This is a genomic window from Bacillus sp. FSL R9-9410 (genome assembly GCF_038050385.1).
Classification (GTDB): Bacteria; Bacillota; Bacilli; order Bacillales; family Bacillaceae_G; genus Bacillus_A; species Bacillus_A cereus_U.
Window position 1 is genome coordinate 2,658,370 of record NZ_JBBOTV010000001.1, and the last position, 12,273, is coordinate 2,670,642.

A 12,273-nucleotide genomic window follows, 5' to 3' on the forward strand; every position below is an offset into this window, starting at 1 on the left:
GTATGCATAGTTATATTAATTCCCTCCAGTCTAATCACGTACTAACATGATTAGACTGAAAAGAATCAACCACCACTTACTGGCGGAATCATCGCTACAACATCGCCAGTTTGAATGATGTCGTCCTCATTTGCGTATTCTTCATTTATAGCGATCATAATCTGGTTTGAAATTGTTATGTTGTATCCTTTAACAAGAATATCTTTTAGCTCAGCAACTGTAATCTTTTCACAATCTATTCGCAAAGCTGACTTACTTGCTTCTTCTTGCAAATTTGCAAATAATAGTACTTCAATCATTTTCTCATCTCCTTTTCAGGCTCACCATTTGCATATGCTGTTTTCTCTAACTGATCGCCTATCCACAACTCACCATCTTCCCAAAACTCTTTCTTCCAAATTGGAACAACTTGTTTAATTCGTTCCATAATATATTCATTCGCCTCATAGGCTGCTTTCCGGTGCGGTGTAGAAACAGCGACAACAACAGCAAGGTCAGAAATTTGCAATGTACCAATGCGATGTGTAATTGCCACATATGTCCCCGGCCATTTCTCTTCTACTTCAGTACCAATTTTCGCAAGCTGCTTTTCCGCCATTGTTTTATAAGCAACATACTCTAAATAAAGCGTACGGCGACCTTTCGTAAATTCTCTGACAGTACCAATAAAAGTAGTAACAGCACCGCACTCACGCCGAATTACTTTACTAGTAACTTCTTCAATTGAAATAGGTGTATCAATTACTTCATAATACGTATGTGTCATCTTGCACCTCTTATCTTTGTATAAATCATAATCCGCGGAGAAGCCACCATCTATTTTTCTATTATTTGTATGATCGAAGTGGTTCTTCCCATGGCCACTCGCTTCCTAAGTTCCATTCTAATAACAGTACCGAAACAGTTATTCCTGCTTCAAATCCTCTTGTTCCTCCCGGTAAAACGATAAATGCATTCGCATCTGCAAGTGAAGAAATTGCACTAGATTTATCTAAACCAACTGGTGTAGCTTGCAATTTTCCATCTACACTTTCCACTTTCCCTCGTACAAAACGAGTAAATGGGTTTGCTTTCGGAAAATCTTTCTGTAAAATCGCTTCTGCTCGATATACGTGCGGATCTTTTCTATGCAAATATGTTCCAATGACTGGCCGAACATATAATTCACATCCGACATAACAAGCTGAAGGATTACCAGATAGACCAAATAATAGTTTTCCTTCTAGCTCAGCTACAGTTGTCACACTTCCTGGTCGCATCGCTATTTTGTTGAAAAGTACATTAGCTCGTAATCTCTCATAAATAGCAGGTAAATAGTCATAGTCTCCTACCGAAACGCCACCAGTTGTAATTAAAATATCGACTTCTTTTATTGCTCTTTTTACGGTCTCATAACACGTCTCTAAATCGTCAGCAAATTGTCCATAATAGCGTACAATTCCACCTGCTCGCTCAATTTGAGCAGCAATCATATAGGAATTACTATTTCGAATCTTCCCCGGTTTAAGCTGTTCATGTACTTCTAAAAGTTCACTTCCTGTCGCTACAATTCCAATAACCGGCTGTTTTACAACATGTACGGAACTATAACCAAACGTAGCAAGAAGCGCCGCTACTCCAGGGTTAATAGAAGTCCCTTTTTTCACAAGTATGGCATTTTGTTTTACATCTTCTCCTTTAAAAGAAATGTTATCACCAGCAGCGAAAGAGCGTTTTAATTTCATATAAGTCTTTTCTTTTTCTTCAAATCCTTCCGTTAGCTCTAACATAACAACCGCATTACATCCTGCTGGAATTGCAGCTCCTGTCATAATACGTACAGCTTGAAATGCTTTCACCTCTTCTCTAAAAACAGAACCTGCCCCGATCTCACCAATCACTTCAAACTGAATCGGGTTACTGCTATTTGCTTCTTTTGTATCTTCCGCGCGAATCGCAAACCCGTCGTACGGAGAGCGATCGAAATGCGGGACATCATGATCTACAATAACATCTTCTCCAAGCATTCTACCGTAGCTGTCTATAAGAGAAACCTTTTCTATTTCACCTTGATGAGCATACTCCATTATGCGTGCAACTGCTTCTGCTACTGGAATTGGTTTACGTTTTTCTAGCATTCTTTTTTCACCTCGTTTTGATAAGGATAAACTCTCTTTCTGTTCATCCTATATATTTTGCGTATAATCGTTTTGCCATTTTCACATCATTTGTCCCATGAATAAATGCCCTACCGTCTGTAAATAAAACAAAACGATATTCATCTACTAGAAACGATAGTAAATATGGAGTTTTTTTGACACTCACGCTTTTTTGTAAGCGCTTTTGAACTTCTTCTAAATTAAGAACTCGCTTTATCCCTGGACGGATTTGAACTGTATTCCGCCCGCATAGCACTTCAGTTTTCATCTGTGATCCAAATGTTAAACTTGGATACGTGCGTACATTTCCACAAGATGGACATGTACTTTTCTTCTGCCTATTTACTTTTAATGAGAGATATTGATTGTTCCAAATATCAAATGATAACATCGTTCCCCTTAGCACCTGAAAATCATTCACCAATATTTTCATCGCTTCTGTCACTTGGTGAGCAACGACCATTTGTACAGCCGGCTGAATGATTCCTGCTGTATCACATGTTGCACCGCCCATAGGATGATCCATTAGGCAGCGAAAGCATGGTGTTTGCCCCGGAAGAATTGTATACGTTACACCGTAACTTCCAATGCAACCACCGTATATCCAAGGTATATTTTCTTTTTGCGAAATGTCATTTATAAGTAAGCGCGTATCAAAATTGTCAGTCGCATCTAATATAAGATCCACTTCTTTTGTTAACTCTTCTATTTCTTGCATTGTGACATCCGTTACGACTGGTATAATTTCCACTTCAGAATTAATCTTTCTTAAATGTTCTGCCGCTGCAATTGCTTTTGGTTTACACTGCTGTGCATCTTCTTCTGTATATAACTGTTGCCGCTGTAAATTACTCCATTCGACGTAGTCACGGTCAGCAATTGTCAATTTCCCAATTCCCATCCTAACGAGCGCTTCCGCATTTGCAGCTCCTAGTGCACCCGCACCGATTAGGAGCACATGTTTTTTTCTTATTTTTCTTTGTCCCATTTCACCAATTCCAGAAAACAATACTTGCCTTGAATATCGCTCCTGCATAGGGAATCCTCCTTTCGCTATCCACCAATATAAGACATTTCAACTTTTGGACGTTTATTTGTACTTTCAGCCGTTCTTTCATCCGAATAACGATCTATTCTGCACTCCCATGTATGTTGGAGAATTTTTAATAATGAAGCATCAGAAATATTTTCTCGAAGAAGCGTTCGCAAATCGGTTCCTTTCGTTCCAAATAAGCACGTAAAAAACTTACCGTCTGCCGAAATACGAGCTCTCGTACAAGAGGAACAAAAAGATTCAGAAACAGAAGTAATAAATCCAACTTCTGCATCGCTCCCTACATATCGATACAATTTCGCTACTTCTCCAAAGTAACGAGGCTTAACCGGCTCAATCGGATATACACGATTAATTTTCTCTATTAATTGTTCCTTCGTAATAACTTGTTCAAAGTTCCATCCGTTCGTACTGCCCACATCCATAAATTCGATAAAACGAAGCTGAATTTCTTGTTCTTTAAAATAACGAGCCATAAGAAGAATTTGACTATCATTCATCCCTTTTTTTACGACCATATTTACTTTTACTTCTAATCCAGCTGCCTTTGCTGCTTCAATTCCTTTCAATACAGGTTTTGTACTTACATTTCGTCCATTAATTTTTCGGAAGACATGATCTTCTATCGCATCTAAACTAATGTTTACACGTTTTAATCCCGCTTCTTTTAATGCCCTTGCCTGTTTTGCTAAATGAATACCGTTTGTTGTGAGTCCAATATCCGTTAAGCCATCTAACTTTGCAAGTCTTGCAATCAACTTCGGTAAGTCTTTACGTAATAAAGGTTCTCCGCCCGTAAGCCTAATTTTTTTCACTCCCATGCTAATAAATAATTTCGCTAACCTTTCAATTTCATCGAATGTTAGTAAACACTCTTCCTGTAAAAAAGCATAATCAGGTCCGAACACTTCAGCCGGCATACAGTATGTGCACCTAAAATTACAACGGTCAATAACTGAAATACGTAAATCTTGAAGTGGCCGCTCTAAAGAATCTTTCATCTTCCCGTGCATCTATATCCCTTCTTTTCTACTTAAGTCCTTAGTAAGTTTTCAATTTTTCATTTGCCTTCATTATAAAAAAGAAGCTACATATTCAATGTGACTTTTCTCACATTACTTTCCCCATTCAAAAATTCTTCACAAACCCGTTCGAATTTTGTTCACATCTCTAGTCCCATTCTCTTTACATACTAAAATTCCTTAAACTAAAAAACTTATATTCGTATAATATAAACCCTTACTATAAGTAGCTTTTTAGACATTTAAGGTCGTTTTTCCTTACGGTCATTGAAATTTTACTTTATTTTCAAAAATATCTCTTGCAATTTCATCATGATTACATCCAAAATAAGAAATATACTGCTTATAAGAAGAAAGGTGATTGCTGTGGCAAACAGTACGGCATTATCCAAAGATTTAAAGGAGTTACTTTCATCTGTTGAATATAAAATGCAAATCAATAAGGGGAGTTTTATTTTTCAAGAAGGTATGGAAGCAACAGAAATTTATATCATTCACTCTGGAAAAGTGCAAATCAGTAAACTTAGTGCTGACGGACAAGAATTAACACTTCGCATTTGTTCACAAAATGATATTATTGGGGAATTAACATTGTTCACGGAAAATGCAAGGTATTTATTAAATTCAAAATGCCTTGAAGATGTTGAAGTAGGCGTTATAAAGCGTGAAGCCTTAGAAAAAGCATTACTCCAAAAACCCGCTCTTGTATTTGAATTTATGAAATGGATTAGTGAACATTTAAGAAGAATGCAAACGAAGTTCCGAGATCTAGTATTACACGGCAAAAAAGGTGCCCTATATTCTACTCTCATTCGAATGACAAATAGTTATGGTGTGTTAAAAGAAAATGGGATTCTCATCGATTTACCATTAACGAATCAAGAACTTGCAAACTTCTGTGCAACTTCGCGTGAAAGCGTAAATCGAATGTTAAATGATTTGAAAAAAAAAGGTACGATTTCTATTCATAAAGGAAAGATTACAATCCATGATTTACAATTTTTAAAATGTGAAATTGCTTGTGAAGATTGCTCTGCCTCTGTTTGTAGCATAGAGTAGCATCTTATTTAGATGCTACTCTTTTTTTCTTGCATACAGTTATTTCCTAAAAAAGACGAGGCCTTCCATTAGACCTCGTTTCATGTTAGTTGCTAACTTCTATTCGTTTACTGTGGCATTATTTTTTCAATTCATTAGGAATACGTCTTCTGTAAATTACATAACTGCGGCTTAAATATTTAATCGGAGCACTAAATACATGGACAAGTCTAGTAAATGGCCATACTGCGAATAGACCCATACCTGCAATTATATGAATTTTAAACCATACTGGTACTTCCATCATATATTCAACTTTCGGTTGGAAAATAAAGAGACTTCGGAACCACGGACCGATTGTTGTACGATAATCAAACCCTTTTGAGTCGATATTTAAAAAGGTTGACGAAAGTCCCGCTAGCATTACGATTAGTAATAAAATAAGCGCAATATAATCTCCCCTTGTACTCGTTGCAATGATGCGTTTTACTGTTACACGGCGGTACGTTAATATAATTAAACCGATGATAGAAGCAACACCTGCCGGAAGCCCGAAACTAATTGCCATTATATGATACATATGCTCAGAAATACCTATTGAACGGTATACGGACTCTGGAATTAAAATCCCCATAACATGACCGCCAATTACGAACATTATCCCAAAGTGGAATAATAGACTTCCGATCCGGAGCATTTTCTTCTCTAATAGTTCGCTAGATTTTGATGTCCAGCCAAATTGATCATAGTTGTATCTGAAAATGTGTCCACCAATAAAGATTGCAAAAATGATATAGGGAACCAGCACCCATAAAAATTGATCCATCATTTTGACAACACTCCTTTCTAATTCACTTGTACTCCCCAGGCGTCGATAGCAAAGAGAACGGCTGCAAGAATTGGTTCGTGCATACAGTTTGCTTCTTTTAATTGCCCGTGCAACGCTTGTATATTTTCCGTGTATTTACTCATAATTGGTTCGCTATCTTCTTCGTTTGCATTTGCAAGAAACTCAAGTAAAAGCGGTAAATAATCAGGTAGTTCTTTATCTGTTACGTTAAATCCAGATTTTTTATAATGCTGTTTTAACTCTAATAATTCAATTCCACGCTCTCTTTGTTCACCTGTTTTCATGTAGGTAAGATACATATTTGTCTTCTTTCCAAAGTCAAATGTATAGACGTAAGAATCAATAAGTTGATTGTCTGTTTTATCTAACGCTCGTTTTATAAATGTTGTAAGTGATGCTCTGATTTCTTCCTGTTCAATTTCTTGAATCTCTTCCTGTAATTCTAGTAAAGCTTCTCTCCAACCTAGTTCAGGATAGGAGAGAAGAAAAGAAGAACAAGAAAAAGCCGTTTGTAAACTTTGTTTCATAATTTTCTGCCCCCTTTATTTAAGAGATTGTCATACAAGAGCCTGGACCACCTGTGAAGGAAAGACCACAGCTTCCTTGTTCACTATATAAATCTGCAACTTGTTCGCGGTGAGATGTCGGAATGACGAAGCGATCTTTATATTTCGCAATGGCAAGAAGACGATACATATCTTCTACATCCTGTTTCGTTAAACCAATTTCTTTTAATACAGCTTCATTTGGTTCTTTATTAATTTGCAGTGCTCTCATATGTGTTCGCATGACAGCCATTTTTTTCAATGTAAGACGAATGTGTGATTCATCTCCTGCAGTGAGTAAATTCGCTAAATATTGAATTGGAATACGCATATTATCGATAGCAGGGAAAATCTCTTCTGCTTGCCAGTTACTTCCTTTCCCCTCCACCATATTCATAATTGGGCTAAGCGGTGGAATATACCAAACCATCGGCATTGTACGGTACTCTGGATGAAGCGGAAGAGCAATTTTCCAATCAATAATCATTTTATAAATAGGTGACTCTTGAGCAGCTTTCATCCATTCATCAGGAATCCCTTGTTTTTTTGCTTCAGCTATTACTTCTGGATCATTTGGATCTAGGAAAACAGTAAGCTGAGATTCATATAAATCTTTTTCATTTTCAACAGAAGCCGCTTCTTTTACTTTGTCAGCGTCATATAACATTACCCCTATATAGCGAATACGTCCTACACATGTTTCAGAGCAAATTGTTGGCATACCAGCTTCAATACGAGGGAAACACATTGTACATTTTTCAGCTTTATTTGTTTGCCAGTTAAAATATACTTTTTTATACGGACAAGACGATACACAAAATCTCCATGCACGACATGCATTTTGATCCACAAGAACAATCCCATCTTCTTCACGTTTATACATCGCACCAGATGGACAAGACGAAACGCAAGATGGATTCATACAATGTTCGCATATGCGTGGTAAATACATCATAAAGACATTTTCAAAATCCGTTTTAATTCCTTCTTCCATTTTCTTGACGTTCGGATCTTGTAATCCTGTTATATGTCCGCCTGCTAAATCATCTTCCCAGTTTGGACCCCATTCAATTTTGTCGATAAATTCGCCCGTAATTGCTGATTTTGGACGAGCTACTGGTTGATGCTTACGCTGCGGGCTGTTTGTTAACGTTTCATAATCATAGTTCCAAGGTTCAAAATAATCATCAATTGTTGGTTGATCTGGATTGTGGAAAATGTTCATAAGACGCTTCATTTTCGAACCGGATTTCAGCTGAATTTCACCATTTTTTAATTCCCAGCCGCCTTTGTATTTCTCCTGATCTTCCCATTGTTTCGGATAACCAATTCCAGGTTTCGTTTCTACGTTATTGAAGTACATATATTCAGCACCTGGACGATTCGTCCAGGTGTTTTTGCATGTTACACTACAAGTGTGGCAGCCGATGCATTTATCTAAGTTCATTACCATTCCGACTTGCGCTTTAATCTTCAAGCCAATCTACCTCCTTCAGTTTACGGATTACGACATTTAAGTCACGCTGGTTCCCCGTCGGACCATAGTAGTTAAATCCATAGCTTAATTGGCCATATCCACCAATCATATGTGTTGGTTTAACGTGAATACGGGTTGGACTATTATGTGTTCCCCCGCGGGTGCTTGTTAATTTCGTACCAGGCACGTTAATGTGACGATCTTGCGCATGGTGCATAAATGCCATTCCCCTCGGTATACGGTGTGTTACAACAGCACGTGCTACGACAACGCCGTTACGATTAAAGCATTCAATCCAATCATTATCGGCAACTCCAGCTTCATTCGCGTCATCTTTGTTCATCCAAACAGTTGGACCGCCTCTAAACAGCGTTAACATCGGCAATGAATCGAAGTACATACTATGAATCGACCACTTATTATGCGGTGTTAAATAGTTTAGTGTAATTTCTTTCCCTTCTACTTCAGGGCGTGATTTACGAAACGGTTTATGTTGCAGTATTGGTTTAAATGTTGCCATCGTTTCACCAAATTCTTTCATCATGTCATGATCTAAGTAGAAAGATTGTCGACCAGTTATTGTTCTCCAAGGGATAAGACGTTCAACATTGGTTGTAAATGGTGAGTAACGTCGTCCACCTTTTTCAGAACCCGTAAAGGCTGGAGAAGTAATTACTGTTTTCGGCTGCGCTGTAATTTGTTCAAATGTGAAGCATTCTTCTTCACGTTCTTCTGCTAAATCACGTAGTTTTAAATCGGTTTGTTTTTCAAGTGCTTCCCATGCTTTTACAGCCATATGACCGTTTGTTGTAGAAGAAAGTGTTAATACCGCCTCAGCAGCATTGATTGCTTCTTTTATGTCTGGGCACCCTTTCGCAATAGAATCTGTTCGAATAACTCCTAATCGACTCTTTAATTGCTCATACTCTTTTTCTGCTGACCAAGAAATCCCTTTCGTACCAATCGGTTGTTTTCCGGTATTTGGTCCAAGTGCTGTCATTTTGTCATAAATCGTTTTATAATCCCGTTCGACAACATGAATTTGTGGCATCGTTTTACCTGGGATTGGTTCACACTCACCTTTGCTCCAATCTTTAATCTTGCCAAGTGGTTGTGCTAGTTCTTGCGGCGTATCGTGAAGAAGTGGTGTTGCAACAACTTCTTTCATTGGCTCAAGATCAATTTTCTTCGCTAAATCCGACACAGCTTTAGAAAGAGCGGTGAAAATATCCCAGTCAGAGCGTGCTTCCCACGGTGAACTGATTGCTGGATTAAATGGATGTACAAATGGATGCATATCTGTACTACTTAAATCATGTTTTTCATACCAAGTTGAAGCAGGTAAGACGATATCAGAATAAAGCGCCGTTCCAGCCATACGGAAATCTAAATTAATGAGTAAATCTAACTTCCCTTCAGGTGCATCTTCATGCCACTTAATTTCTTCTGGTCGTAATGAATCACTATCGTCATTCATTAATCCGTTTGTTGTACCTAATAAATGTTTTAAGAAATATTCGTGACCTTTACCGGAACTTGAAATTAAATTTGCGCGCCATACGAATAAGTTACGCGGGAAGTTGTTTTTATTATCTGGATCTTCAATTGCAAATTTCAGTTCTTTTTCTTTTAATTTTTGTGCAACATATTTTCCGATTTCTTCTTGCGTTGTTGCACCAGCAGCAACAGCTTCTTTATATAATTCAATTCCATTCTTCTCGAATGTTGGATACGAAGGTAACCAGCCAAGTCGTGCCGCTAATACATTGTAATCACCGTGATGTTGATAACGTGAGTTGCCCTCAATTGGTGATGCTAAATGTCCAACAGGTGTATCTTCATAGCGCCATTGATCTGTTACGAAATAGAAGAATGAAGTACCATTTTGTAATTTCGGTGGCCCTTGCCAATCTTTTGCCATCGCGATTGTTTGCCACCCTTCTGCTGGTCGCAGCTTTTCTTGACCAACATAATGCGCCCAACCACCGCCGTTGACACCTTGTGCCCCGACAAGAAGTACAAGATTTAAAACTGCGCGATAAATCGTATCAGAATTAAACCAATGGTTAATACCTGCTCCGACAATAATCATCGAGCGGCCATTCGTATCAACTGCATTTTGCGCGAACTCACGAGCAATTTGAATAATAAGCTCTCGTTTTACTCCAGTCATTTTCTCTTGCCATGCAGGTGTAAACGGTACATCATCATTGAAATCTTTCGGTTCTTGCCCGCCGAGACCTCGGTTCACACCGTAATTTGCTAACGTTAAATCGTATACAGTTGTAACGAATACTTCCCCTTCTTCTGTCATAACTTTTTTCACTGGAATGGTACGTTCTAATACTTTGTTTCCATCATCCGAGAAGTACGGGATTTGTACAGTTTCAACAGCATCTTCCACACCAAGTAACGAGAGACGTGGATCAATCGTTTCACCTGTTTGTTCATCTTCTAAACGCAAGTTCCATTTCTTCTCGTTATCCCAACGTGATCCCATTGTGCCATGAGGTGTTGCAAAATCTTTCGTGTTATCGTTCCAAAGAACAGGTTTCCATTCACCTAACTTAGTTTCGCGTCCAATATCAGATGCGTTTAAGAAACGATCAGCAACGAATTGGTCTCCTTTTTGTTTCAATGTGACAAAGAACGGAAAATCAGTATATTGCTTCGCATACTTTGTGAAGTATTCCACTTGATTATCTACGTAAAATTCTTGTAAGATCACATGCCCCATTGCCATCGCAAGGGCACCGTCTGTACCTTGCTTCACACTAATCCAATCATCAGCAAACTTTGTAGACTCGGCAAAATCAGGACTTATAGAAACGACTTTCGTCCCCTTATAACGAACTTCTGCTAAGAAATGAGCATCTGGCGTTCTTGTCATCGGTACATTTGAACCCCACGTCATAATGTAACCAGAGTTATACCAGTCACTACTTTCTGGCACATCTGTTTGATCACCCCAAATTTGCGGAGAAGCTGGTGGTAAATCCGCATACCAATCATAAAAGCTAAGCATCGGTCCACCCATAAGTTGCATAAAACGACTACCAGCAGCATGACTTAACATCGACATAGCTGGAATTGGTGAAAAACCAACATTTCGGTCTGGACCATATTTGATTACTGTATAAAGTAAAGAAGCTGAAACAAGTTGTAATACTTCATCCCAATTCGCTCGGATGAATCCCCCTTTACCACGCGCCTCTTTATAAGCACGCGCTTTTTCTGGGTTTTCCACAATACTTTTCCAAGCGTCTAGTGGTGACTTATGATTTTGTAATTCCTCTTGCCACATTTCCCAAAGCACACCACGTACATATGGATATTTCACACGAAGCGGACTATAAATGTACCAAGAAAAACTCGCTCCACGCGGGCATCCTCGTGGTTCAAAATCAGGCATATCAGGACCTGTTGTTGGGTAGTTAAGCTCTTGCCCTTCCCATGTTACAATTCCATCTTTCACATAAATGTTCCAGCTACAAGAACCAGTACAGTTCACACCGTGTGTAGAACGGATTACTTTATCGTGCTGCCAACGCTTTCTGTACACATTTTCCCATTCACGATCTTCATATGTTTCTTGTGTATGATTATCGTTATAACGATCTATTGGTGAAAAATATTTTAAACGTCTCATTAGTGCTGAAGGTTTCTTCTTCATCATGTTCACTCCTTTAATACGTCTCTCTTACATACCCTTACTATAAGAGAGGTTGTAAAATACAGATGTGACATTTCGCACAGTTCAAGAGATTGTCAAAAATTCAGTTGGAAATAAGTTTGTGAGAAGTTCTTTTGTTCCGTTGTGAAGATGTATGGTTAATCTTAATTATTAGGAAAATAGTATTTTGAAGTATCGACTATTTTGTAAAAGAAAAAACGCAGGAAAAATCCCTACGTTTTTCTTTATAAATATATTAAAAAGAACTTTGATATTATTTCAAAAATGCTATAAGGAAACGATTATAAATTGTATGTAAGGAAATTTTTTTCTTCAACGATACTATTTTATATCAAGACATATTTCATATAAAACTAAAAATCATTATTTACTGTTTTGCCCTTGGTTACGGAAACAATTATACTAGATATAATCCGGATAAATATTCTGAATATTCCTGTAATTAAGAGTAGGAT

Annotated in this window: 10 protein-coding genes; 1 reads left to right on the top strand and 9 read right to left on the bottom strand. The window is 37.9% G+C overall.

Features of this window, described 5'->3' with window-relative positions; all coding sequences use genetic code 11:
* Window positions 1-65: 65 nt before the first annotated feature.
* The 5 genes from moaD to moaA all read right to left on the bottom strand — a co-directional run bounded on the left by moaD (window position 66) and on the right by moaA (window position 4,205).
* Window positions 66-299, bottom strand: a complete 234-nt coding sequence (gene moaD / locus MKX77_RS13805; RefSeq protein WP_215556164.1) for a molybdopterin converting factor subunit 1 — start codon at window positions 297-299, stop codon at window positions 66-68.
* Window positions 296-766, bottom strand: a complete 471-nt coding sequence (locus MKX77_RS13810) for a molybdenum cofactor biosynthesis protein MoaE (protein ID WP_341306946.1) — start codon at window positions 764-766, stop codon at window positions 296-298. Before MKX77_RS13810 ends, moaD begins: the two co-directional genes overlap by 4 nt.
* Window positions 767-827: 61 nt before the next feature.
* A complete protein-coding gene (locus tag MKX77_RS13815) occupies window positions 828-2,117 on the bottom strand; it encodes a molybdopterin molybdotransferase MoeA (protein WP_341306947.1) in 1,290 nt (429 codons plus the stop codon).
* Window positions 2,118-2,160: 43 nt separating this feature from the next.
* On the bottom strand, window positions 2,161-3,174 hold the full coding sequence (locus MKX77_RS13820) for a molybdopterin-synthase adenylyltransferase MoeB (protein WP_341306948.1): 1,014 nt from the start codon (window positions 3,172-3,174) through the stop codon (window positions 2,161-2,163).
* A 17-nt stretch (window positions 3,175-3,191) separates the two neighbouring features.
* Window positions 3,192-4,205: a GTP 3',8-cyclase MoaA gene (gene moaA, locus MKX77_RS13825; RefSeq protein ID WP_341306949.1), complete on the bottom strand. Its 1,014-nt coding sequence runs from the start codon at window positions 4,203-4,205 to the stop codon at window positions 3,192-3,194.
* Between the two features lie 375 nt (window positions 4,206-4,580).
* Between moaA and MKX77_RS13830 the strand changes: the two genes are divergently transcribed.
* Window positions 4,581-5,273, top strand: coding sequence for a Crp/Fnr family transcriptional regulator (locus MKX77_RS13830; RefSeq protein ID WP_016120121.1), 693 nt, complete (start codon window positions 4,581-4,583; stop codon window positions 5,271-5,273).
* Window positions 5,274-5,391: 118 nt separating this feature from the next.
* Here MKX77_RS13830 and narI read toward each other — a convergent pair whose 3' ends face one another.
* The 4 genes from narI to MKX77_RS13850 are packed head-to-tail and all read right to left on the bottom strand — an operon-like array spanning window position 5,392 to window position 11,800.
* A complete protein-coding gene (gene narI, locus MKX77_RS13835) occupies window positions 5,392-6,081 on the bottom strand; it encodes a respiratory nitrate reductase subunit gamma (RefSeq protein ID WP_341306950.1) in 690 nt (229 codons plus the stop codon).
* Window positions 6,082-6,098: 17 nt separating this feature from the next.
* Window positions 6,099-6,629, bottom strand: coding sequence for a nitrate reductase molybdenum cofactor assembly chaperone (gene narJ / locus MKX77_RS13840; RefSeq protein ID WP_215556158.1), 531 nt, complete (start codon window positions 6,627-6,629; stop codon window positions 6,099-6,101).
* Window positions 6,630-6,648: 19 nt separating this feature from the next.
* Window positions 6,649-8,124 (bottom strand): nitrate reductase subunit beta, encoded by a 1,476-nt coding sequence (gene narH, locus MKX77_RS13845; protein ID WP_341306951.1) that lies wholly within the window; start codon window positions 8,122-8,124, stop codon window positions 6,649-6,651.
* Window positions 8,114-11,800 (bottom strand): nitrate reductase subunit alpha, encoded by a 3,687-nt coding sequence (locus MKX77_RS13850; RefSeq protein ID WP_341306952.1) that lies wholly within the window; start codon window positions 11,798-11,800, stop codon window positions 8,114-8,116. Before MKX77_RS13850 ends, narH begins: the two co-directional genes overlap by 11 nt.
* Window positions 11,801-12,273 lie beyond the last annotated feature (473 nt).

What these genes read in the sequence shown, in the direction of transcription:
- moaA (WP_341306949.1), bottom strand. Translation starts at nt 4,205, where the DNA reads ATGCACGGGAAGATGAAAGATTCTTTAGAGCGGCCACTTCAAGATTTA.
- MKX77_RS13850 (WP_341306952.1), bottom strand. Translation starts at nt 11,800, where the DNA reads ATGATGAAGAAGAAACCTTCAGCACTAATGAGACGTTTAAAATATTTT.
- narI (WP_341306950.1), bottom strand. Translation starts at nt 6,081, where the DNA reads ATGATGGATCAATTTTTATGGGTGCTGGTTCCCTATATCATTTTTGCA.
- moaD (WP_215556164.1), bottom strand. Translation starts at nt 299, where the DNA reads ATGATTGAAGTACTATTATTTGCAAATTTGCAAGAAGAAGCAAGTAAG.
- narJ (WP_215556158.1), bottom strand. Translation starts at nt 6,629, where the DNA reads ATGAAACAAAGTTTACAAACGGCTTTTTCTTGTTCTTCTTTTCTTCTC.
- MKX77_RS13815 (WP_341306947.1), bottom strand. Translation starts at nt 2,117, where the DNA reads ATGCTAGAAAAACGTAAACCAATTCCAGTAGCAGAAGCAGTTGCACGC.
- MKX77_RS13810 (WP_341306946.1), bottom strand. Translation starts at nt 766, where the DNA reads ATGACACATACGTATTATGAAGTAATTGATACACCTATTTCAATTGAA.
- MKX77_RS13820 (WP_341306948.1), bottom strand. Translation starts at nt 3,174, where the DNA reads ATGCAGGAGCGATATTCAAGGCAAGTATTGTTTTCTGGAATTGGTGAA.